Source organism: Enterobacter cloacae complex sp. AR_0002, assembly GCF_001922365.1.
Lineage (GTDB): Bacteria > Pseudomonadota > Gammaproteobacteria > Enterobacterales > Enterobacteriaceae > Enterobacter > Enterobacter hormaechei_C.
The window spans coordinates 3,607,873-3,630,337 of record NZ_CP018814.1; the positions used below are offsets into that span (position 1 = coordinate 3,607,873).

The 22,465-nt window shown below is 57.8% G+C and carries 22 protein-coding genes and 2 pseudogenes; 7 read left to right on the top strand and 17 right to left on the bottom strand.

Going from position 1 to position 22,465, the window contains the following annotated elements; all coding sequences use genetic code 11:
* Positions 1-7: 7 nt before the first annotated feature.
* The 3 genes from nepI to AM329_RS17885 form a co-directional block, all read right to left on the bottom strand.
* Positions 8-1,198 carry a purine ribonucleoside efflux pump NepI gene (gene nepI, locus AM329_RS17875; protein WP_032608154.1) on the bottom strand — a complete coding sequence of 397 codons (1,191 nt, stop codon included), beginning with the start codon at positions 1,196-1,198 and terminating at the stop codon, positions 8-10.
* A gap of 65 nt (positions 1,199-1,263) precedes the next feature.
* Complete coding sequence (locus AM329_RS17880; RefSeq protein WP_032608153.1) at positions 1,264-1,791, bottom strand: SRPBCC domain-containing protein; 528 nt, start codon at positions 1,789-1,791, stop codon at positions 1,264-1,266.
* Between the two features lie 97 nt (positions 1,792-1,888).
* On the bottom strand, positions 1,889-2,341 hold the full coding sequence (locus AM329_RS17885) for a DUF1198 domain-containing protein (protein WP_003861042.1): 453 nt from the start codon (positions 2,339-2,341) through the stop codon (positions 1,889-1,891).
* 99 nt (positions 2,342-2,440) lie between these two features.
* On the opposite strand from AM329_RS17885, the gene AM329_RS17890 reads away from it, so the two are divergent.
* On the top strand, positions 2,441-3,343 hold the full coding sequence (locus AM329_RS17890; RefSeq protein ID WP_023323928.1) for a LysR family transcriptional regulator: 903 nt from the start codon (positions 2,441-2,443) through the stop codon (positions 3,341-3,343).
* On the opposite strand, the gene AM329_RS17895 is transcribed toward AM329_RS17890, so the two are convergent.
* The 10 genes and pseudogenes from AM329_RS17895 to AM329_RS17945 form a co-directional block, all read right to left on the bottom strand.
* Positions 3,331-4,335 carry an alpha/beta fold hydrolase gene (locus tag AM329_RS17895; protein WP_032608152.1) on the bottom strand — a complete coding sequence of 335 codons (1,005 nt, stop codon included), beginning with the start codon at positions 4,333-4,335 and terminating at the stop codon, positions 3,331-3,333. The two genes, AM329_RS17890 and AM329_RS17895, sit on opposite strands and share 13 nt — an antisense overlap.
* 161 nt (positions 4,336-4,496) lie before the next feature.
* Positions 4,497-5,888, bottom strand: coding sequence for a hexose-6-phosphate:phosphate antiporter (gene uhpT, locus AM329_RS17900; RefSeq protein ID WP_003861048.1), 1,392 nt, complete (start codon positions 5,886-5,888; stop codon positions 4,497-4,499).
* 132 nt (positions 5,889-6,020) lie between these two features.
* The gene (locus AM329_RS17905) at positions 6,021-7,331 is read right to left on the bottom strand and encodes an MFS transporter (protein WP_003861050.1); all 1,311 of its coding nucleotides are present in this window, start codon (positions 7,329-7,331) and stop codon (positions 6,021-6,023) included.
* Entirely contained in the window at positions 7,324-8,829 is a 1,506-nt protein-coding gene (gene uhpB / locus AM329_RS17910) for a signal transduction histidine-protein kinase/phosphatase UhpB (protein WP_032608151.1), read from the bottom strand. The genes AM329_RS17905 and uhpB overlap by 8 nt, the downstream gene beginning before the upstream one ends.
* Positions 8,826-9,419 carry a transcriptional regulator UhpA gene (uhpA, locus tag AM329_RS17915; protein ID WP_032608150.1) on the bottom strand — a complete coding sequence of 198 codons (594 nt, stop codon included), beginning with the start codon at positions 9,417-9,419 and terminating at the stop codon, positions 8,826-8,828. The genes uhpB and uhpA overlap by 4 nt, the downstream gene beginning before the upstream one ends.
* An 82-nt stretch (positions 9,420-9,501) precedes the next feature.
* The gene (ilvN, locus tag AM329_RS17920; protein WP_028014960.1) at positions 9,502-9,789 is read right to left on the bottom strand and encodes an acetolactate synthase small subunit; all 288 of its coding nucleotides are present in this window, start codon (positions 9,787-9,789) and stop codon (positions 9,502-9,504) included.
* A 3-nt stretch (positions 9,790-9,792) separates the two neighbouring features.
* Positions 9,793-11,481, bottom strand: a complete 1,689-nt coding sequence (gene ilvB, locus AM329_RS17925) for an acetolactate synthase large subunit (RefSeq protein WP_003861056.1) — start codon at positions 11,479-11,481, stop codon at positions 9,793-9,795.
* Between the two features lie 229 nt (positions 11,482-11,710).
* The gene (gene ivbL, locus AM329_RS25620; protein ID WP_057979964.1) at positions 11,711-11,809 is read right to left on the bottom strand and encodes an ilvB operon leader peptide IvbL; all 99 of its coding nucleotides are present in this window, start codon (positions 11,807-11,809) and stop codon (positions 11,711-11,713) included.
* A 107-nt stretch (positions 11,810-11,916) separates the two neighbouring features.
* Positions 11,917-12,395 (bottom strand): annotated as a pseudogene (locus AM329_RS17935) (Hcp family type VI secretion system effector).
* Positions 12,396-12,592: 197 nt separating this feature from the next.
* Positions 12,593-13,306 carry a hypothetical protein gene (locus AM329_RS17945; protein ID WP_032608147.1) on the bottom strand — a complete coding sequence of 238 codons (714 nt, stop codon included), beginning with the start codon at positions 13,304-13,306 and terminating at the stop codon, positions 12,593-12,595.
* Positions 13,307-14,025: 719 nt separating this feature from the next.
* On the opposite strand from AM329_RS17945, the gene tisB reads away from it, so the two are divergent.
* The 4 genes from tisB (at position 14,026) to emrD (ending at position 16,882) form a co-directional block, all read left to right on the top strand.
* On the top strand, positions 14,026-14,115 hold the full coding sequence (gene tisB, locus AM329_RS17950) for a type I toxin-antitoxin system toxin TisB (protein WP_022646551.1): 90 nt from the start codon (positions 14,026-14,028) through the stop codon (positions 14,113-14,115).
* A 64-nt stretch (positions 14,116-14,179) separates the two neighbouring features.
* On the top strand, positions 14,180-14,626 hold the full coding sequence (locus AM329_RS17955) for a GNAT family N-acetyltransferase (RefSeq protein WP_003861064.1): 447 nt from the start codon (positions 14,180-14,182) through the stop codon (positions 14,624-14,626).
* A 62-nt stretch (positions 14,627-14,688) separates the two neighbouring features.
* Positions 14,689-15,522: a DMT family transporter gene (locus AM329_RS17960; RefSeq protein WP_023323922.1), complete on the top strand. Its 834-nt coding sequence runs from the start codon at positions 14,689-14,691 to the stop codon at positions 15,520-15,522.
* Positions 15,523-15,697: 175 nt separating this feature from the next.
* Positions 15,698-16,882: a multidrug efflux MFS transporter EmrD gene (gene emrD, locus AM329_RS17965; RefSeq protein ID WP_032610147.1), complete on the top strand. Its 1,185-nt coding sequence runs from the start codon at positions 15,698-15,700 to the stop codon at positions 16,880-16,882.
* Here emrD and AM329_RS17970 read toward each other — a convergent pair.
* Positions 16,788-17,873 (bottom strand): annotated as a pseudogene (locus AM329_RS17970) (cellulase family glycosylhydrolase); the annotation flags it as partial. The gene emrD and the pseudogene AM329_RS17970 overlap by 95 nt on opposite strands.
* Before the next feature lie 84 nt (positions 17,874-17,957).
* Positions 17,958-18,884 (bottom strand): DNA-binding transcriptional regulator DsdC, encoded by a 927-nt coding sequence (dsdC, locus tag AM329_RS17975; protein ID WP_003861073.1) that lies wholly within the window; start codon positions 18,882-18,884, stop codon positions 17,958-17,960.
* A 204-nt stretch (positions 18,885-19,088) separates the two neighbouring features.
* Here dsdC and dsdX point away from each other — a divergent pair, with 204 nt between their 5' ends.
* Positions 19,089-20,426, top strand: coding sequence for a D-serine transporter DsdX (gene dsdX / locus AM329_RS17980; RefSeq protein WP_003861075.1), 1,338 nt, complete (start codon positions 19,089-19,091; stop codon positions 20,424-20,426).
* A 17-nt stretch (positions 20,427-20,443) separates the two neighbouring features.
* Positions 20,444-21,730, top strand: coding sequence for a D-serine ammonia-lyase (dsdA, locus tag AM329_RS17985; protein ID WP_032608145.1), 1,287 nt, complete (start codon positions 20,444-20,446; stop codon positions 21,728-21,730).
* Between the two features lie 32 nt (positions 21,731-21,762).
* Here the strand turns inward: dsdA and AM329_RS17990 are convergent, their stop codons facing one another.
* Both AM329_RS17990 and AM329_RS17995 read right to left on the bottom strand, forming a co-directional pair.
* The gene (locus AM329_RS17990) at positions 21,763-22,110 is read right to left on the bottom strand and encodes a DUF202 domain-containing protein (RefSeq protein ID WP_022650092.1); all 348 of its coding nucleotides are present in this window, start codon (positions 22,108-22,110) and stop codon (positions 21,763-21,765) included.
* Positions 22,100-22,447 carry a YidH family protein gene (locus AM329_RS17995; RefSeq protein ID WP_003861080.1) on the bottom strand — a complete coding sequence of 116 codons (348 nt, stop codon included), beginning with the start codon at positions 22,445-22,447 and terminating at the stop codon, positions 22,100-22,102. The genes AM329_RS17990 and AM329_RS17995 overlap by 11 nt, the downstream gene beginning before the upstream one ends.
* Between the last annotated feature and the right edge of the window lie 18 nt (positions 22,448-22,465).

Here is a 22,465-nt window from a genome sequence, read left to right on the forward strand (position 1 = left end):
AAAAGCACTACTTCGCCTTAACCTTCCCCGCCACCAGCAGCGCCGTCAGCAGCATCAGCGTGCCGGAAATCACCAGCGGTGACGTCAGCCCCAGATGGTCGAGCGCTACGCCGCCCACCGCCGCGCCGCAGGTGTTCGCCAGCTGGATCACCGCTACCTGAATCGACCCGGCTTTTTCCGCCTGATCGGCAAGTGAGCGGGTGATCCACGTCGACCAGCCCACCGGCACCAGCGCAAAGGCAAAGCCCCAGATAATCGCGATCGCCGAAGCCACCCACTTATCGCTACCCCACAACACCAGCACCGCGGCGCTGATCGCCAGCACCAGCGGGGCACCCGCCAGCGCCACCTTCAGGGAGCGCTTCAGGAACTGAGACGACAGTGAGGTGCCGACAAAACTGGCGATACCGAAGCTCAGGAGCACCAGCGTCAGGCCGTCCACGTCAAAGCCCGCCATGGTCATATACACCGGGCGGATATAGGTGAAGAAAGCAAACTGCCCGGCAAAGGCCATGAAGATGGCGGTCATCCCCGCCAGCACGCCCGGACGTTTCAGCAGCGCGAACATGTTCTGTTTGTGGTGCGCCACTTCCCCCGGCAGGGACGGCAGCGCTTTCCACACCCAGATAATGCACAGCACACCCATCACCGCCGCCGCGTTGAACACGTTACGCCAGCCGATAATCCCGCCGAGGAAGCTGCCCAGCGGCGCGGCAATCACCAGCGCGATGGAGACCGCACCGAAGATAACGGACAGGGCCTTCGGCACCGTACGCGCGGGCACCAGGCGCATGGTCAGCGAGGCGGACATCGCCCAGAAGCCGCCTAATCCCAGCCCCAGGCAGGCACGGCCGAGCAGCAGCAGGGTGAAGCTTTCAGCGAAAGAGACCAGCAGGCAGGAGAGCGTCAGCAGCACGCTGAACAGAATAACCACCTTGCGACGGTCGATGGTGCCGATCGCCTGAGTGATAAACAGGCTGGCGAACATCGCCACAAACGCGGTGACGGTAACGGACTGCCCCGCCACGCCCTCGGAAATGCCCAGATCCTGCGCCATCGGCGTCAGCAGGCTCACCGGTAGAAACTCAACGGTAATCAGGCAGGCGACGCAGAACGCCACGGAGAAAACCGCCGACCAGTTGGGGCGCGACACCTCTTTGGGCTGCGGTGTGGTCGTGGGCTGGGTATGTTCTGTCATGGCATCACCTGAAGATAAAAACGTGCGGAAAAGTCGCGCAGTTTATCATCAAAAGTGTGACGAATTTAACGTTTCGACAACTTTTCTTGCATCGCTGCATTCGCCAGCCCAACGATCCACTCCTGGTGCCCGTTGATCATCGGATTCGGCACGGTGCGAGCAAGTTCCTGTGCAGGAACGCCTTTCTGCGACTCCTGAGTCAGAATACGGACGCGGTTTCCCGGCAAGTCTTCAAACAGCCAGGCGTGGATCACATCCAGACGCGAGCTGGCATCGCCCTCCACCCAGCCGTGCCAGGCGATCCGTGCGGCTTCGCCGTCAACGGGCGGAACATACTCCGTGACCTGCGCCTCAACCGGGAAGCCAAAGGTCGTAAAGCGGAAGCGGGCGTTGGCGCTCAGTTCCGGACCGCTGCCGTCGTGAAAACGAATATCTTTGGCGTTGCTGTAGTAGTTCGGCCACAGGGTAGTGTCGTTAAGCTGCGCCCAAATCTCTTTTGCGCTCAGCCCGGCGACGATGATTTCGTTGGATGCAAAGTTATCGGTTGTGCCTGGCAGGTAGTCGTTTGGCCAGATAATGGCGGATTGTTTCATGGTTCACCTCATCAGCGAGTGGATGAAGTGATGGTGCGCCTGCGGCAGATATAAATCTAATGACGATGCTTTATACTCTTCATCACGTTTCGTGATATCAGTGCAGATAAAACACGCCCTCTTCCGGGAGGAAAAGCTGGTTATAGCGCAGCTGGAAGGCGTCAAGCTCCTGCGGATCGGGCTCTATCTCGCGCATGAAGCCGAGCGCGAGGCGGATTTGCGCATCGGTGATCGGTGCGGCCAGGCGGGCTTTACGCAGCATGCGGTGCCAGGTATGCAGATTCTCTTCGCTCCCGTCGACGATGCAGACCTGCCAGATAAGCAGGACCTGGGCGGCGTTTTGCAGGTGCGCTTCGTCTGGGCGCTCAAGGTAGCGGATAAACTCATTGCCCGGCGTTTTACCGAACTGGTCGATCATCGATTCTACCGGCATCGGGGTGATACCCAGCCGTTCGCTCAAGCGTTTGATGGCGCGGCGGGAATCCGAGGTCAGGACACGAAACCCAACTACAAACACCACGGCAAGCGTTGCCAGCATTATCCAGACCATGCGTTCTCCTTAGACTAGCCGCCCATCATAGCGGGAAACGCAACGCGTCGACAGCGGGCAGCGCCATAATAGTGAACGGAAAAGAGGTAGCAAAACATCATGAAAGCGGATCTGCGCACGCTGGATCTAAACCTGCTGAAAACGCTTGACGCTCTGCTGGATGAACGCAGCGTCACCCGCGCGGCGGCGCGTCTTGCTCTGACCCAGCCCGCCGTGAGCGGCATGCTCAACCGCCTGCGGGACTACTTCGACGATCCGCTCTTTATCCGCGCCCCGCACGGCATGGTGCCAACCACGCGCGCGGAAGCGCTGGCCGCTCCGGTGAAGCGCATTCTCGCGGATATCGACGTGCTGCTTCAGCCCGTTGCCTTTGACCCAAATACCGCTCGCCTCACCTTCACTCTTGCCGCTACGGATTATGCACTTCGGGCGGTTGTTGTGCCGTTTATCGCCGCCCTTAAAACACAGGCGCCTGGCATACGCGTGCGCGTGGTGCCCGTTACCCCCGGTAGCCTTGTCAGCCAGCTTGAGCAGGGCGCTATTGACGTAGCGCTTATCACCCCCCACACCACGCCCGATGAGCTTCACAGCCGTGCGCTTTATGATGAACGGTACGTATGCATGATGCGCGCCGATCATCCAAACGCCGGAGAGCCAATGACGTTAGACCGATTTTGCGCCCTTGAGCATGTGCTGGTCTCTTACGAGGGGGACGGCTTTCGCGGGGTAACCGATAGCGCGCTGGAGAAAATTGGCCGGACGCGGCACGTGGGGCTCTCGGTGAGCCACTTTTTGGTTCTGCCGGACGTGCTGGCCCTCAGCGATATGATTGCCGTCGTGCCGTCACGCATCGCGGAAAATCAGACGGGGATGTTCATCTGCGAGACGCCAGTTCCAGTGCCAGGCTTTACCAAGAGCATGGCCTGGCACGGCAGAACGCACCGCAATCCCGCGCAGGCGTGGCTGCGCGGGCTGTTGCTGCAAACCAGTCAGCGGGCCTGAAGCCCCTTAAGCAGCGCCTCGTGGAAGCGCTCAGGATCCTGCATCTGCGGCGCGTGGCCCATGTCGTTAAATTCCACCAGCGTAGCGTGCGGGATGCGCTTCGCCGTCTCCTTTCCCAGCACCGCATAGTTGCCGAGCGTTTTGCGGATCTCAGGCGGGGCGAGATCTTTCCCGATGGCGGTGTTGTCCTTCGTGCCGATCATCAATAATACCGGCATCTTCAGCTCGTTAAATTCATAGACGACCGGCTGGGTATAAATCATGTCGTAGAGCAGCGCCGAGTTCCACGCCACGCGCGCTTTGCCTGGCCCGTTGTTTAACCCGGCAAGCATGGTGACCCAGCGCTCGTACTCCGGCTTCCACTCCCCGGCGTAGTAGGTGTTTTTCTCGTACTGACGAATGCCGTCGGCACTGACCTTCAGCTCACGCTGGTACCACTGGTCGACCGTAATATGCGGCACGCCGCGCGCTTTCCAGTCTTCAAGCCCTATTGGGTTCACCATCACCAGCTGCTCCACCTGCTGCGGCCACATCAGCGCGTAGCGGGTCGCCAGCATGCCGCCGGTCGAATGGCCGATGACCGTGACGCGATCGACGCCCAGCGTTTTCAGCAGCGCGTGGGTGTTATCCGCCAGCTGCTGGAAGGTGTACTGATAATGCTCCGGCTTGGTGGATTTGCAGAAGCCGATCTGGTCGGGTGCGATCACGCGATACCCGCTGGCTGAAAGCGCGCGGATCGTGCCGTCCCAGGTACCGGCGCAGAAGTTTTTGCCGTGCATCAGCACCACGGTGCGGCCGTTGGGTTTTTCCGGCTTCACGTCCAGGTAAGCCATATCCAGAGGCTGGTTCTGCGAGGTAAAGGTAAAGTGTTTTACCGGCCAGCCGTAGTCAAAACCTTCCAGCTTCTCGCCGTAGGTAGGTGCATTCGCGGCCATTGCGGGGGAGGCCAGCGCCATCAGCAGCGCCAGGCAGGACAATCGTCGGGTTAACATGCAAGCTCTCCGTTAGCAAAAGGGGCTAAGGCTGCACGAAAGGCGGCAGCAAAAACACTGTAGAGCATGGAGAAGGGTGAGTGTGTAAAGCGGGGTAAAGGTGTGGCGTGCAAATAAAAAAGCCCGGCATCACACACCGGGCAAAGAAGTTACCTGCACACTCAGGCTGTTTTTAATTTCTGCGCGCGATTTTCACGGCGAATTTTACGTTCTTCCAGCACCGCGACCATCGCCATCAGGACGATACAGCCGATCGCTGCCGCATCCAGCGCCGCGAAGGTGCCCGCCCAGCCGGTGAGGCCGAAAATCGGCGTGCCGTCGGCGATCATCCCCAGGCCCAGCTTGGCGAAGCTGTCGCCGATCAGGTAGGCGAAGGTGCCTTTAATCCCATCGGCGGCGCCGATCGCTTTTTTCGGCACGAACCCTACGGCCGCCACGCCAATCAGCAGCTGAGGGCCAAACACCAGGAAGCCGAGCGCGAACAGGGACGCCAGATAAACGTACTGGTTGCTGGCGTGCTGGTAAACGCCGAGCGTGGCGATAATCAGCGCCAGCGCGATGCAGGCCACCAGCGCGCGACGGCCGTTGGCGAGGTCGGAGAGCCAGCCCCACAGCAGCGTGCCGACCAGCGCGCCCACTTCGAACAGGGTGAAGCCCTGAATCGCCACCTCTTTAGAAAGCTTCAGCTCCTGGAAAGCATACACGGTTGACCACTGGTCAATGCCGATACGCACCACGTAGAGGAAGATGTTTGAGAAGCAGAGCAGCCAAATCACTTTGTTTTTCAGCACGTACTCAACAAAGATCTGCCATTTGGTCATCTCGTTCTCTTCGGTCTCTTTGTCCTCTTCGCTGATCTCCTCGCCGAACAGCTCTTCGGCTTTGCCGAGGCCGTACGATTCCGGGGAGTCGCTGCCGTAGCGAAGGCCGATAAAGCCGACGATCAGGGCGATAATCGACGGGAAGATAAACATGCCGATCACATGGCCGTCGAACAGGTAGTTTGCGCCGAACAGCGCTACGCCAGCCGCGCCCGCCCCGCCGAGGTTGTGGGAGATGTTCCACATGCCGAGGTAGGAACCACGCTTGCGGCGCGGGGTCCATTTGGTAATGGTGGAATAGCTGCACGACCCGCCGGTACTCTGGAAGAAACCGCTCAGGGCGTAGAAGGCGATCATCAGGAACAGGCTAACGGACCCCGCGCCCATGCTGGCGCTGAAGCCGAGCATACAGATGGCGGAGAGGATCAGCATAAACGGCAGGAATTGCTTGGTGTTTTTGCCGTCTGCATAGTACGAGACAACGGTTTTCCCCACGCCGTAGGTGATGGAGAAGCCCAGGCCAATCATCCCCAGCTGCGTCATGCTCAGCCCGTAGGTCGAGATCATGTCGTTCTGCGCGATGTTAAAGTTTTTGCGGATCAGATACATGGTCAGGTAGCCGATGAAGACCACCAGATAAGACTGCATGAACGGTTTGAACCACATCTTGCGCCGCACGTCGAGCGGCAGATCCAGGGTCGGCTTGCGCACCTGGTTTAAGAAGGCCAGCATGGTTGGTTTACTCCTGAGCTGATTTTTGCAGCATTGTAAAAACCAGCCAGGAGAGATGCCTGAGACAGCGTCCAGGTGAAACCGGGAAAATTTCTTAGTTTTGCGCGTCTCGGCAGCAAAAGGTGAGGCGCGTCACGCTTCGCGCGGCGCCTGCGCGTGCAAAAACGGCAGTAAAAGCAGGGCGGAGATGCCCGCCGCGATGGCGATCACCGCGAAGAACCCGCTCCAGTGCCAGATGTCGATCACCCGCGCCAGCGGCCAGCCGGAGAGCGATGCGCCAAGATAGGCAAACAGCCCGACAAAGCCCGTCGCCGCGCCGGCCGCCTCTTTGTGGGAACACTCCGCCGCCGCCATGCCGATCAGCATCTGCGGGCCAAAGACGAAAAATCCGATGGTGAAGAAGCACGCCGCCTGCATCACGTAGCTGGCGAACGGCATCAACCATAGTGAGCCGACGGAGAGCAAGATCCCGGCGGCAAAAATCAGGTTCATCGGGCCGCGGTTGCCGTTGAACAGCTTGTCCGAGCCCCAGCCCGCCACCAGCGCGCCGATAAACCCGCCCAGTTCAAACATGGTCACCGCCGAGTTGGCGGTCACCAGATCCACGCCGAGCGTCTCGGACATGTACAGGTTGCCCCAGTCGTTGATGGCCGCGCGCACCACGTAGACCAGCACGTAGCAGAGCGACAGCAGCCAGATGTAGGGGTTTTTCAGCACGTATTTGGTGAGGATCTCCTGGCGGGACAGCCCGGCCCCTTCCTGCTGCTGGGCGATCTCCATCTCGTCGTGCCGCCAGTCGCCCACCGGTGGAAGGCCGACGGTTTGCGGCCTGTCGCGCAGGCGCCAGCAGAGGAACAGCCCGGCGACAATCGCCAGGCCACCGGCAATCATCATCCCCGCGCGCCAGCCGTAGTGCAGCGCCGCGGCACCCACCACCATCGGGATCAGCGCCCCGCCGACGTTATGCGCGGTGTTCCATATCGCCCACCAGCCGCCGCGCTCGTTGCGTGAGTACCAGGCGGTCAGCAGGCGGGCGCAGACCGGCGCGCCCCAGCCCTGGAAAAAGGCGTTCAGCGCCCACAGCAGGGCGAAGGCCCAGAGCGAGGTGGAGAAGCCAAACAGAATATTCACCACGCCGGTGGCGATCAGCCCGACGCCCATAAAATAACGCGCGTTGGAGCGATCGCTGACGATGCCGGAGAAGAACTTCGACAGGCCGTAGGTGATGTAAAACAGCGTCGCCAGCAGGCCGATGTCGGTGCGGGTCATCACGCCGCTCGCGAGGATCTCCGGCGCGGCGGCGTTGAAGCTTTTGCGGGTAAAGTAGAACAGCGCGTAGCCGAGCCAGATGGTAATCAGGATATGGCGACGCCAGTAGCGGTAGCGGGAGTCGATTTCCGCTTTGTTGCTTAGCGGGGCGGCGCTGGCGGGGGTTTTAAACATGATGCGTCCTTAACGGCAAACTGACGCTGACGCGCGTCCCGTGGGTGCAGGAGAGGCTCAGCGTGCCGCCAAGCGCCTTTACGCGCTCGCGCATGCCCGCCAGGCCAAAGCCCTGCTGGCCGGAGCCCGGCGGCAGGCCGCAGCCGTCGTCTTCAATTACCAGCATCAGGCGCTCGTCCTGCTGCCAGCCCTGGATCGTGACCGCGCTGGCACTGGCATGTTTGACGATATTGTTCAGCCCCTCCTGACAGACGCGGAACAGGGTTACGCGCTGGCCTTCGCTCAGCGCAGATTCGTTAATTCGCCAGTCGAGATGGCTGACAATGCCGCGGCTTTCCAGCTCCATCTCGCGCATCAGGGAGCGTACCGCCTGCTCCAGGGAGAGATCGTCAAGCTGGCGCGGGCGCAGCCGCCCTAACAGGCGACGAACGGAATCATAGACGCCCAGCGAAAGCTGTTCGATATGCGCCCCGCCCTGCTTCACGCCCGCGTTTTCTGCCGCCAGGCGCTGAACAATGCCCGCCTGGGTACGGATGGCGGTGATGGTCTGGCCGATGTCGTCGTGCAGCTCGCGGGCAACCTCTTGCCGCACGCTCTCTTCCGTCTCCAGCAGACGCTCCGCCAGACGGCGGTTGCGCGCCAGCTCGTTTTGCAGGGACTGGTTCAGCTCGCGCAGGCGCTGTATGCCCGCGCCGAGCAGCAGCCCGGTCAGGCTCTGGGCCAGCAGGGAAAGCAGTAAATCTACCGGATGATCGTGCCAGGTCTGGCTGGCAATCAGCGCGATGGCGTTCATCAGCGTGGCGATCAATGCGCCCTGCCAGCCGTAGTGCCAGGCAAGGGCGATGATCGGCAGCGCCAGACAAAACGGCGTGAAGCGTGATAATTCAGCTGGGAGACCAAGCTGGAGCCACAGGCTCACCACAAACAGCAGCAGATACCAGATGAGATGCCGGGCGCGCCAGTTCACCGGCTGGGAGACCAGCGCCGGGCCGAGCGGCTGCCAGACAGTGCTTGTAAGATAATGCCAGATCACAAGGCAGGTCGGGGCCAGCGTCAGGCCGCCGGTAAGGGTCAGCAGCAGGGCGTTAAGCACCTCCTTTTCACCCACCCACGGCAGGGACTGCAACAGCGCGGCGGCAATTAGCGCCGCCCCCTGACGCAGCAGCGTGCGCCAGTCGCGCTGGTGACGGTAGCGGGAAATGAGGGCGACCGGGATAAGCGTGAGCAGGCTTCCGGTTATCAATAACGGCAGATGCGCCAGCGCCACTTCCTGCGCCAGCCAGATCAGCATCAGCCACTCTGCGCCCAGCAGCACCGGCCAGTAGCCGCGAGGGCATTGCAGCATCAGCCCCAGACGCAGGCCAAAGGGGAACAGCAGCACCGCCAGCTCCGGGCGTTCCACCAGATGCAGGCTGATACTCCACAGGCAGAACCACGCGGCGGAGAAGATAAAAAAGCTGGCGACAACGGCGATCAGCCGCGAAAAAAGGGAGTTCATTGCCAGCTGTCAAACATACGGCGCGCCAGCTCGACATCGTTACTGACGTTGAGTTTTTCCATCAGGTTGGCGCGATGAACGTGAACGGTCTTTGGCGACAACCCCAGCTCTACGGCAATCTCTTTCACCGACATGCCCTGGGCAAGTTTCTCTGCCACCTGACGCTCGCGCCGGGTGAGCGGATCCTGTCGTCCAGCCGCCAGCTTGATGGCGATTTCCGGCGTCAGGTAGCAGCCGCCGGTGGAGACGGTGCGCACGGCGGCAATCAGCTCGTCCGGGCTGCAGCGTTTAGAGAGGAAGCCGCGTGCGCCCGCGTTGAGTGCCTGCTCGACCAGCGCCGGGCTGTCGTGGACCGAGAGCATAATGGTCGCCATTCCTTTCGGCAGCTGGCTTAACAGCTCCAGCCCGGAGAGATCCGGCATCGAAATGTCGCAGATACAGACCTGAACCCCGCGCCCCGGCAGGCCCGCCAGCGCCTCGCGACCGGAGCCAAACTCGGCCACGACCTGGAAATCCGGTTCGAGGTTGAGAAGCTGGGCAAAGCCAGAGCGGACGATAAGGTGGTCGTCAATAAGGGCGATGGTGGTCATGTGTGTTCCTGCGGTCTGAAAAAGCCGGATGGCGCTGCACTTATCCGGCCTACAAGAGCGAAAGACGCTTACCTTAAGCGATCTATTCGAAGAACACCGCAATTTTGTTAAACATGGTGGGATCGGACTGGTTGCGCGCCACTTTGGTGACGTCTTCCAGCTTGTCGATCTGCGCTATCATCTGCTCCAGACGCTGGTCGTCGTTGACCAGTAGCCAGATGCGGCTGTGCTCGCTGCCCTGAATCGGCAGGCAGAGAATGCCTTCCACGTTAAATGCCCGGCGGGCAAACAGCCCGCAGACGTGGGTCATGACGCCAGGGTGGTTGCGGACGGTGAGTTCCAGAATGACGTTATCATGTTGTTTCTGCATGGCTTATTCTCCCACCATCTCAGTATTTGCCGCACCCGGCGGCACCATCGGATACACTTTTTGTTCAGGGTCGATACGCACGTGGATCAACGCCGGGCCAGGGCGAGAAATCGCATCCTGCAACGCCGCGTGGGCATCTTCTTCGGCGTTCAGATCGCAGGTGTGCAGGCCAAAACCAGCGGCAATCTGCATGAAGTTGATCATCCCCGGATAGGTCGCCGCAAACACGCCCTGCTTATAGAACAGGCTCTGCTGCTGGTGTACCAGACCCAGCGCCTCGTTGTTCATCAGAATGATTTTGACGTCTAACTGGTTTTCGGCCGCCGTCGCCATCTCCTGAATATTCATCATCAGGCTGCCGTCACCGGAGAAGCAGATCACCTTACGGTCCGGGTTGGCGAGCGCCGCGCCAACCGCTGCTGGCAGGCCGAAGCCCATGGTGCCAAGGCCGCCGGAGGTCAGCCACTGGCGCGGGCGGTTCAGCGGATACGCCTGGGCAGTCCACATCTGATGCTGGCCGACGTCGGTGGTGATAATCGCGCTGTCATCCACGCAGGCGGCAACAGCGTTGATAAGACCATAGTGGCTCAGCGGGTCGCCCTCGGTTGGGATAGCGCCCGGGAACTCGCGTTGCAGATCGGCCACCAGCTGGCGCCAGTCGGCGCGGTCGGTTGCCACCGTCTGCGGGATCAGCTGCGCCAGCACCTCGGCCACGTCGCCCTGGATCGCCACGTGCGGCTGCTTGATTTTACCCAGCTCGGCGCGGTCGATATCCACGTGAATGATTTTGGCGTTCGGGCAGAACTGCTCGGTTTTGCCAATCGCCCGGTCATCAAAACGCGCCCCCATAACTATCAGCAAATCCGCCTCTTGCAGGATGTAGTTGGTGCTGCGCGCGCCGTGCATGCCCAGCATCCCTAAAGACAATGGATGCGCTTTGGGCAGCATACCCAGCGCCATCAGGGTCATGGTGGTCGGCAGGTTGGCTTTTTCCGCAAACTGGCGGATTTCATCCGCGGCGTTGATCGCCCCGCCGCCCAGATACAGCACCGGGCGTTTGGCGGCGTTGATCATTGCCGCCGCATCGCGCACGCTCTCAGCGCTGAACTCCGGCGCGGGGGCACGCTCGCCCGGCTCCGGCAGAATGTCGATCTCGATCTCTGCGGTCTGGACATCCTTAGGAATGTCTATCCACACCGGGCCCGGGCGGCCAGACTGCGCGATGCGGAACGCATCGCTGATAACCTGAGGCAGCTCGCTGATATCGCGAACTAAATAGTTATGTTTGGTGATGGGGATAGAGATGCCGTAGGTATCGACTTCCTGGAACGCATCGGTGCCGATCATCGAGGACGGCACCTGGCCGGTAATGCAGATCAGCGGAATGGAGTCGAGACGCGCGTCGGCGATGGCGGTCACCAGGTTAGTGGCGCCCGGCCCGCTACAGGCCATACAGACCGCTGGTTTACCCTGGGTACGCGCCATGCCCTGGGCGATAAAGCCTGCGCCCTGCTCGTGGCGCGCCAGCACGTGGCGGATCTGTGTGCTTTGGCTTAACGCATCATACAGCGGCAGCACGGTCCCACCCGGGATGCCCGCAACGGTGGTGATGCCCTGTCGTTCCAGTAAATGAACAATCAGCTGCGCGCCTGTAAAACGCGTCTTGGTGGATGTTGTGCCCGAACTTGCCATGCTCCAGTCCTTTTCTTCTGAGCCAGCTTTACGCGTCGTAGTTCAGGTTGCAGATGCGTTGGCTGCGTTCCCTCACCCCAGTCACGTACCTATGTACGCTCCTGGGGATTCGCTCACTTGCCGCCTTCCTGCAACCCGAACTACTTAGCGTATCCGGGAGGGGCCCTAAACGAAAAACCCCGCCCGGTTTGCGCCGGCGGGGTTTTGGATTCGTGTGTTGATCCAGTCCCTACGGCGCATTGCCGACGACCACCACCACACGCACGACGACCACTGCGGCAGGTTGCGCAGTTTTTAGTAGGGTCGAAGTGAAGATGGATGAAGTCATTGGGGACCTGTGTTTGGAATCATTGATTGAATTTATACAAACACAGGTTTTCGGGCGTGACAATGGAAATATTTTCATCTGCGCAAAAATGCGTCAGGGATCACGTTTCAGTAAGTTGCTCGCTCATTCCAGGCATCACTATAGATGACATTGCCGTCACAATACTTCCAGGTGATTTTCTCGTAGCGTATAAGAACCGTTTTAAGATGTGTTCCGGTGTTTGCGCCGGGATACAGGTCTGGTGTGATTGAGGTTATTTTCACATTCTCAAGGAGGATATTAAAATATTCCTGTTCTAAACCCGCCTCATTAATCTGATACATCTTAATAGTGGCTGACTTGAGCATTCTTCCCGTACTCAGCGCCCGAAATAAAATCGGGGTTACACGATCAAATTTCTTCTGAAACATGACGGGCATGTGTATGCGCGTGCCCGTTAATTTCCGGTATTTCCGTCGACTGGAATGTTGACATTATGAGTGAACGATTTGAGTTCAATTGCACCTTCACGCCCTGACACAAGGCAAGAGCCAACCATGGGAGAACCATTTTCATCTGTTAAAAACAAATAAGCTGGGTTTGACATAAAAAAATCCTTTTTATATTATTTAATCGTACTTATCAAAGTGGCCGAAAATTATCGGATGTACAATAATAAATACAATGATAGAAATGAATGTTAGTAATACCCAGTGGTCAGGCACCAACCACAGGAACAAGGAGGCGCACGCAAAAATATAAACAGGAAATAAAATATCCGTAAATAGAATTGATAACAGACTCTTAAACATGCTCCTTGCCCTTTAAGTCTTTATAAATTGCATCGAAATCCTTATAGAATCCCAACTGCACCTTCTTAATGAGTTCAGACAGGAAAGGCTCAAAAAAGTAGTAAAGCATCTCCAGTTGTGCGGCATAGAGGGTGGCGTAATACTTAGGGTCCAATGTTTTCAGGCGGCGAGCAGCAAGAGCGCACTTCTGTTCCGTTCCAATCAATTGAAGCGCCATGACAACGTTAGGTACGCGGCGTGCAAGCCGTTCGACGACGATTTCAGACAGCAGGCCTGATTCGGACAGGGATTTGGCCAGACCCCATGCTATTGCTAAACGCGCGGCCTTGCTGGTCGGTATGTTATTAACAAGCCCTGTTACTTTTGAATCTATCTTACGAACGCGATTGTGTTCATTCCCATTTTCTGAATCGGAAATAACACGTTCAAAATAAAGATAGAGCATGTGTGCTATTACATCGCGATAACGGTAAAGCGAGAGAATTGAGAGGTACATTCTCTTTTCTTCTGAGAGAAGCTCGTCACATACATCGTGATAGCTGGGGATTAAGCATGATGAGTACCAACTTACACGCTCAATTCCTGAGTAAATATCAGAGCCGATCCCCTTTAATGCTCTCCATGTTCCTGCAACACCTTGCTGTCCATAAATAGTCAACTGCCTGTCACTCTGGAACTTCATCTTTAAATAATCAGATGCTTGCATAATGTGTCCACACAATGATTGCGGCTATAGAAATATACATTGAAAAGTCCAGAAATTCAAACCAGTAAAATTGCTTTACATAAACATTCACATAAAAAATAAGTCAGTACGATTTTATTTATTAGGTTATATACGAAACAACTTAATTACTTGAAGGGCATTAGCGGTTTTTATTAGTTCACACATTTTTAGTTTAATCATTGCAAAATGAGTCTAATACCTATCTCTATAAAGAGAGTTGCATAAGCGATGCTATCCCGTTCACAACGAAGCTAAATAGCAGAAACCTCGCTTTTACAGCAGTCTTTTTATGGGCAGACCAGAAAACAAAAAACCCCGCCTAAGCGAGGTTTTTATCAGGGTTTTGCGGTTGGTTGCCGCAGAACACACTGTGTTACGTCAACGCGAAAAGTATACGCGATCGAAGACGAACGCGCAATTCCGGCACGGATTTTGACGTTTTTGAGTATGGATCGCCTTCCAAAATTTGTCCATAAAATACTGTTCATGCATACAGTATTTATCTATACTGAGGGTGTTCGCAGTGAGCGAGGGGGCCGCAGTTTACCGGCGCAACGAAGTCCTGGCTGAAACGGGTGGTGCCGTCAGTGCCTTAACCCCTGAAGTGAGCACACTGTGTTACGTCAATCCAGGTGCTGGCCACAGGCGGCGGAAAGGTACGCCAGCATCGTGCTCCTTTTAACCAAAAGGAGACGCGTATGAGCGTCGTGGATATGGTCATACTTGTCCTCAAACTCATTGTTGCTGTATTGCAACTGCTTGATGCTGTCCTGAAATACGTTAAGTGATTCAGGTTCAAGTCGCACCTGAGAGGGGCGGGCAACCGCCCCTCTTTAATAACGAGGGAATGCTATGTCGCGTCTGTTAATTGAGCCTGTTACGCCTGATGAACCGGGCTATATCGCCCTGAAGGCGGAGAGTATCGCGTTGAATTTCAATATGCTGCGCAGGCTGGAAGAGAACTGGCAGCGGGGTGAAAACCGCTTTAACGCGCCGGGTGAAAAGCTGCTGGGGGCGTTTCTTAACGGCAGGCTGGTGGGCGTGTGCGGCCTCAACCGCGATCCGTTCAGCCAGCAGCCGCGCGCCGGACGTATTCGTCATCTCTACGTCAGCGAAAAGTGCCGTGGGCAGGGCATTGGCAAACAACTTTTGACCGTGGTGATGGCGGATGCCAGCATCTGGTTTGATTTTCTTAATACCCATGCGCCGGAAACCGCGTACGGATTTTACCATCGGGCGGGCTTCAGGCTGGTGTCAGACGAACCCCGGGTGACGCACCGCCTTTTTTGCGCAGTGTAAGCGGCTGGCAGCATCGACGGGTGAATGTTACAGTTGGATGACATTTCACCAACCGATACGCCATGACCATCACCGTTTTCTGCATTTTACTGTTCGCCGCACTGCTGCATGCCAGCTGGAACGCCATCGTTAAAGCCGGAACGGATAAACTCTACTCGGCGATCGGGGTCAGCGGTTCAGCCGCGCTTATTGCCCTGATTTTACTGCCCTTCTCTCCTCAGCCAACTGCCGCAAGCTGGCCATACTTGTTCGTCTCCTGTGCGTTACAGGTGGTGTATACGGTACTGGTGGCAAAAACTTATCAGGTCTCCGACATGAGCCAGACCTACCCCCTTATGCGCGGGACGGCCCCTCTGCTGGTGGCGCTGATCAGCGTAATGGTGCTCGGGGATCATCTCTCCTGGCTTGCGTGGTCCGGCATCGGGGTCATTTGTCTTTCGATTCTGGCGATGGCGATGAACGGCCGCATGCAGTCACGCAAGGGGATCTGGCTGGCGCTGCTGAACGCCTGTTTTATCGCCGGGTATACCCTGGTGGACGGCACCGGTGTGCGACTCTCGGACACTGCGCTGGGCTACACGCTCTGGACCTTCTTCATGAATGGTTTCTGTCTGCTGAGCTGGGCAATGGTGGCGCGGCGTCGCGAAGCGTCCAGCTACCTGCGCCTGCACTGGAAAAAAGGGCTGCTCGGCGGCGTCGGGACGATGGGATCTTACGGTCTGGCACTCTGGGCGATGACCCAGGCACCGCTGGCTGTGGTCGCCGCACTGCGTGAAACCTCTATTCTCTTCGGCGCATTAATCGCATTTGTGCTTTTAAAAGAGAAGGTTGCCGGCCTGCGCATCGCGGCGGCACTGGGTATTGCTGCCGGTGCGATCCTGCTGCGCCTGGCGTAATTCGCTGGCAACATTAGTTGCCGATCTTGTTTACAAATCATGCCTTCACGTCTTCTGTCATTCATCACAGTAATGCTTAAATTGTCATCTCTCTGTGGTAGATTCCTCGCGCATTTATGGGAATGCATAGTCACTTATTCTTCATTTATCTCTTTTGGCAAAAGTATTCAGCGACATGAAAAAGCAACGGAACGTGAACTTATTGTTGATGCTGGTGTTACTGGTGGCCGTCGGGCAGATGGCGCAAACCATCTACATTCCGGCGATTGCCGATATGGCAAAAGATCTGAGCGTCCGCGAAGGTGCAGTCCAGAGCGTGATGGCAGCCTATCTGCTAACCTATGGCGTTTCACAGCTGGTTTATGGTCCCCTGTCCGATCGCGTCGGGCGTCGTCCGGTCATTCTGGTGGGCATGAGCATTTTCATGGTAGCGACGATGATCGCCATTACCACTCACAGCCTGAACGTCCTGATTGCCGCCAGCGCCCTTCAGGGTGTGGGCACCGGCGTCGGCGGGGTTATGGCGCGTACCCTGCCGCGTGATATGTACCAGGGCACACAGCTTCGCCACGCCAACAGTCTGTTAAATATGGGTATTCTGGTCAGCCCGCTGCTGGCCCCGCTGATTGGGGGTCTGCTGGACACCGTCTGGTCCTGGCGCGCCTGTTATGCCTTCCTGCTGGTGCTGTGCATTATTGTCACCTTCAGCATGGGGCGCTGGATGCCGGAAACCCGCCCAAAAGACGCGCCGCGCACGAAGCTCATCGCCAGCTACAAAACGCTGTTCGGTAATGGGTCCTTTACCTGTTATCTGTTGATGCTAATCGGCGGCCTGGCGGGCATTGCGGTGTTTGAAGCCTGTTCCGGCGTGCTGCTGGGCGCGGGCCTTGGCCTGAGCAGTATGGTGGTGAGTATTCTGTTTATTCTGCCGATCCCGGCGGCGTTCTTCGGCGCATGGTTCGCCGGACGTCCGAACAAGCGTTTCTCCACCCTGATGTGGCAGTCGGTGATCAGCTGTCTGCTGGCCGGGCTGATGATGTGGATCCCGGGGCTGTTTGACGTGATGTCGGTCTGGACGTTGCTCATCCCGGCGGCGCTGTTCTTCTTCGGCGCGGGCATGCTGTTTCCCCTCGCCACCAGCGGCGCGATGGAGCCGTTCCCGTTCCTCGCAGGCACGGCAGGCGCGCTGGTGGGCGGTTTGCAGAACATCGGTTCCGGCGCGCTGGCCTGGCTTTCGGCTATGATGCCGCAGACCGGGCAGGCGAGTTTAGGCTTGCTGATGACCCTGATGGGGCTGCTGATTTTGCTGTGCTGGCTGCCGCTGGCGTCGCGTGTCTCGCATCACGAACAGCCGGTTTAACCGCATGATGGCCCGGCTTCTCGCCGGGCTTTTCACAGACGGGCGCAATCATCGCCTGCAATAGCCGCTCTGGGGCAGGCCGCCACGCCCCCTCTTCCCCGTCATAAAACTGAACATCGGCGTTTATCGCATACGGGATGTTGGCCTGTTGCAGCTCGCACGCCATAAACGTGGCAAACGTCATCTGCGAGGCAGTTGGCGTCAGGCTTTTCGATTCGCCCACCCCCCAGCCGCCAACCCAGCTCACATGCCCGGTTTTTTGTTGCCAGTGCAGCGCGGCGTTAATTCGGTTACGGATAGCCGCTTTCTCAGCCGCAGTTCCGGACGTCCACGGGTATTTACCGTTCGTTTTCAGCGGACCCCAGGGGAAAATATGCCACTCCGCCAGCAGGTAATTCTGGCTGTGCGCGGGCAGCTTCAGGGTGGATAAATCCTCCGGCGCGGCGCGCAGACGAGGGGCGATAAAAATCATGCGGCTGGCATCAATGGCGTGAATGTCTTTGATCGCTTTCTCATACACCCGGTTGAGCGAAGCAACGTTGTGGTTGAGCTTGTCCGCCGGTTCGTAGATCAAGTCAAAGCCCAGCAACGGCGAGCGCTGACCAAAATAGTGCGCCACGGCAATCCACCAGTTAATCACCTCTTTTTCGGTATCCGCTTTCGGGTCGTTTTTATATTCATCGGCCTGATAAGCGATGATGGGGATGACGCCGTATTGCTCGCAGGCCTCCACCAGCTTACGCAGGTGAATCAGCCGCGCTTCCGTCGGTTCGCCCGCCACCCGAATACGGACATGGTGTATGCCTTTCGCCTGAAAATCACGGACCACCAGCGGGTCGAATTCGCGGATACCGCGCTCGGTGCGTGCCCAGTCCACATCCATCCCGACGCCCAGCTGCTGCGCATAACGGGCAGCCGTCAGCGGCGGCTCAGCGGCAGTCGCCCAGCCGGAAGAGAGTAAGATCGCAGTGGCAATAAAAGGCTTTAACACGGTTTACCCTGGAAAAATCAAAAGCATTACCTGTATTTAGCACGCTTTTTCACATTTGGTGTAGAGCGAAAGCGTAATAATTCTTCAACCCGCCAGCTCTCTTAGCCAGCCGATAAAGGCGTCAATTTTCGGCCACTGACGGCCGGGAAGCGTTGAGACGTAATAATGCTGATGGCACTTGAGGGTTTCCCCATCAAAGGGTGCGATCAACTCCCCCCGTTCGAGACGTTTTTGCACCAGCCGCTTTCTCCCCATCGCCACCCCGACATTACTCATGGCCGCGATAATGGCTAAATCAGAACGATCGAAGCCAATACCCGATGATAACGGCATATTCACCGCGAAATGCTGCGCCCAGCTCAGCCACTCATCCGTACCGGAATCATTGCTCCAGGCCTGACGGTCGTGCAGTAACGTGCAGTGGCTGAGGTTATGGGGGTTTTTCAGCAGTTCATGCTCCCGGGCATACGCTGGCGAGCAGACGGGCAAAATCTCTTCATCCATCAAAAAGTGATGAGAAAGGTGGTTTGGCGGCGTATCGTCGAAATAGAGCGCCAGATCGATGCCGGTTCGCTGCATGTTGACGTAATCATTACCAGTCAGAATAGTAAGTGAAATCGACGGGTAGCGGCGGGTAAAATCCCCCAGCATCGGCACCAGCCAGCACTGGGCGATCGAGGGCCGGGAGTACACCGTTAGCGTACCTGACAGCGCCTGGTTTTTAATGTCCAGGATCTCCTGATTCAGGGTGTCGAGGGACGATTTCAGCGTCCAGTAAACGCGCTTGCCTTCCTGCGTCAGCTCCACTTTACGGTGTGAGCGGACAAACAGCTGAATGCCCAGCTCCTCTTCCAGCAGGTTAATGCGGTGGCTCACCGCGCTGGGGCTGAGCGACAGCTCCGCCGCCGCCAGGGCGAAGGACTCATGCCGGGCAGCCACTTCAAAGGTGTACATTTTCGACAGCTGCCAGCCGTTTAACAGCCGGTTTCTGCCTTCATTCGCATCGGTCATCACAATTCCCACACGTAATTTCTGCGTTCAGCATACCGCTCAAGAATGAATTTATGTGAACCAACGGCAAAATAAGTGCGCTTTTTAGAATCCAGTCACTCAGTTGATCCAATCTGGCTCATCTGAACGCCAATTTATATCGTTTGTCAGCCCAAGCCGTTTTTTCGTCCAATATCCCCAGATGACATAAGGGTGAGGTGAGATATGGGATCTCAGGTCTGGGTTGTGGCAACGCTGCTTGTCAGCATCGTGTTGATTGTTTTAACCATCGTAAAACTGAAGTTTCACCCGTTCCTCGCGCTGCTGCTGGCAAGCTTTTTCGTTGGCGCGATGATGGGGATGAGCCCGCTGGATATGGTTAACGCCATTGAGAGCGGGATTGGCGGTACGCTGGGCTTCCTGGCGGCGGTTATCGGTCTTGGCACTATTCTCGGCAAAATGATGGAAGTCTCCGGCGCGGCAGAGCGCATCGGGATTACGTTGCAGCGCTGCCGCTGGCTGTCGGCGGACGTGATTATGGTCCTGGTCGGCCTGATCTGCGGCATTACGCTGTTTGTTGAAGTGGGCGTGGTACTGCTGATCCCGCTGGCGTTTTCCATCGCCAAAAAGACCAACACGTCGCTGCTCAAGCTGGCCATTCCGCTCTGTACCGCACTAATGGCAGTGCACTGCGTGGTGCCTCCGCATCCGGCCGCACTATTTGTCACCAACAAATTAGGGGCGGACGTCGGGACGGTGATTGTCTACGGTCTGGTGGTGGGCCTGATGGCGTCTCTGGTTGGTGGCCCGCTGTTCCTGAAGCTGCTCGGCAACCGTCTGCCCTATAAGCCGGTTCCGGCGGAATTTTCAGACCTGAAGGTGCGGGAAGAGCACACTCTGCCGTCGCTGGGCGCCACGCTGTTCACCGTGCTGCTGCCGATTGCCCTGATGCTGGTGAAAACCATTGCCGAGCTGAACATGGCAAAAGAAGGCTCGCTGTATACCCTGCTGGAGTTTATCGGCAACCCCATCACCGCGATGTTTATCGCCGTGTTTGTCGCCTACTACCTGCTGGGGATCCGCCAGCACATGGGCATGGGCGCAATGCTGATCCATACGGAGCACGGCTTTGGCTCTATCGCCAACATTTTGCTGATTATCGGTGCGGGCGGGGCGTTCAACGCCATCCTTAAAATCAGTGGTCTGGCGGAGACGCTGGCGCATATTCTCTCGAACCTGCATATGCACCCTATCCTTCTCGCCTGGCTGGTGGCACTGGTGCTGCACGCCGCCGTGGGTTCGGCAACGGTAGCGATGATGGGTGCCACGGCGATAGTGGCGCCGATGCTGCCGCTCTACCCGAACGTAAGCCCGGAGATCATCACCATTGCCATCGGGTCCGGCGCTATTGGCTGCACGATCGTGACCGACTCTCTCTTCTGGCTGGTGAAGCAGTACTGCGGCGCGACCCTGAATGAGACCTTCAAATACTATACGACGGCGACGTTTATCGCCTCGGTGCTTGCACTTGGCGGCACATTCCTGCTTTCTTTCATTATCTGAGCGCGAAGAGACGTATTATGGAAAACGCAACTATCACTACTTTAACCGCACAGTTTCCTCTGGTTGAGGATCTGATTGCCCTGAAAGAAACCACCTGGCTTAACCCGCGCACCACGACGCTGGCGGAAGGATTGCCGTATGTCGGGCTGACGAAAGCCGACGTAGACGACGCGCACGCGCGCCTGAAACGCTTCGCGCCGTATCTGGCGAAAGCGTTCCCGGAAACGGCGGCAACGGGCGGGATTATCGAATCCGACCTGGTCGCGATCCCGGCGATGCAGGCGCGGCTGGAGAAAGAATCTGCGAAGCCTGTTACAGGCCCGCTGCTGCTGAAAAAAGACAGCCATCTGCCGATTTCCGGCTCGATCAAAGCGCGCGGCGGCATCTATGAGGTGCTGACCCATGCGGAGAAACTGGCGCTGGAAGCCGGGTTGTTGAGCGTTGAAGACGACTACAGCGTTCTGCTGGAGCCGCGCTTTAAGGACTTCTTCAGCCAGTACAGCATCGCGGTGGGCTCAACCGGCAATCTGGGGATGTCCATCGGCATTATGAGCGCACGCATTGGCTTTAAGGTGACGGTGCATATGTCCGCCGACGCCCGCGAGTGGAAGAAAGCCAAACTGCGCAGCCACGGCGTGATCGTCGTGGAATATGAGCAGGATTACGGCGTGGCGGTAGAGCAGGGACGCAAAGCGGCGGAAAGCGATCCGAACTGCTTCTTTATTGACGATGAGAACTCACGCACGCTGTTCCTGGGCTATGCGGTTGCTGGCGAGCGCCTGAAGGCGCAGTTTATCGAACAGGGCCGCGTGGTGGATGCCGATCATCCTCTGTACGTCTATCTGCCGTGCGGCGTCGGCGGCGGCCCCGGCGGCGTGGCTTTTGGCCTGAAGCTGGCCTTTGGCGATAACGTCCACTGCTTCTTTGCGGAGCCAACGCACTCACCGTGCATGCTGCTGGGCGTTTATACCGGGCTGCACGATGAAATCGCCGTGCAGGACCTGGGTATTGATAACGTGACGGCGGCGGACGGACTGGCGGTAGGACGTGCCTCCGGCTTCGTGGGCCGCGCGATGGAGCGCCTGCTCGACGGGTTCTATACCCTCTCCGATCAAAGCATGTACGACATGCTCGGCTGGCTGGCGCAGGAGGAAAGGATTCGCCTGGAGCCGTCGGCGCTGGCGGGGATGGCCGGGCCGCTGCGCGTCGATGCCGATGAGAACGTTACCCACCTGGTGTGGGCGACCGGCGGCGGCATGGTGCCGGAAGACGAGATGGCGAAATATTTAGCGAAAGGGAAGTAATTATGCCGGGTGGCGGCTGCGCCTTACCCGGCCTACAGGTGCAAAATTTGTTGAATGTGGGTTACCGCAAACAGCAGTGACAACGACAGCACGGCCAGGGCGATGAGGAACTTATCCCGCACCGCTTTCGGCTGCGCAAAGTCGTTCTGCGACACGTCCATCAGGTTACGGCTGCGGGTGTAGCGCCATAAAATGATGGCTACCAGCGCCAGCACAACAATGGAGATCCAGAATGGCGCCCCCGTGCGGTGCCAGTTGTGCTTAATGGCAAGAGCGATCAGCGCGCCATACCCCAGCAGCGTGCGCAGCCAGGCCAGCGAGGTTCGCTCTGGCTGAAGGCCGGGGTCCGCTTCCCGCCGCGCTTTGCGGCTATCCGGCATACAGCACCAGTAACATCACTACGCCCGCAACCATCAGCAAAATCGTACTGATAATGAGCAAGCCGCGCGTGTAGGGGAGATCCTGCTTCAGACGCATCGCCTTTTCATTTCTCAGCCAGCGCAGATAGCCATAAATCGCCAGCACGCCGGCAATCAGGCACAGTAGCAGGGCCAGCACTTCGCGAATCAACGGGGTGGCAAAATCGGGGGCGAGCTGATCAAGGCCGACGCCTGCGGCCAGAAAGCCCAGGGCGGTGCGGATCCACGCTAAGAACGTGCGTTCGTTAGCCAGTGAGAAGCGGTAGTCCGGTGCTTCACCGAGGCGGGAAATGTTCATGAAAGTTCCTTGTCGTGC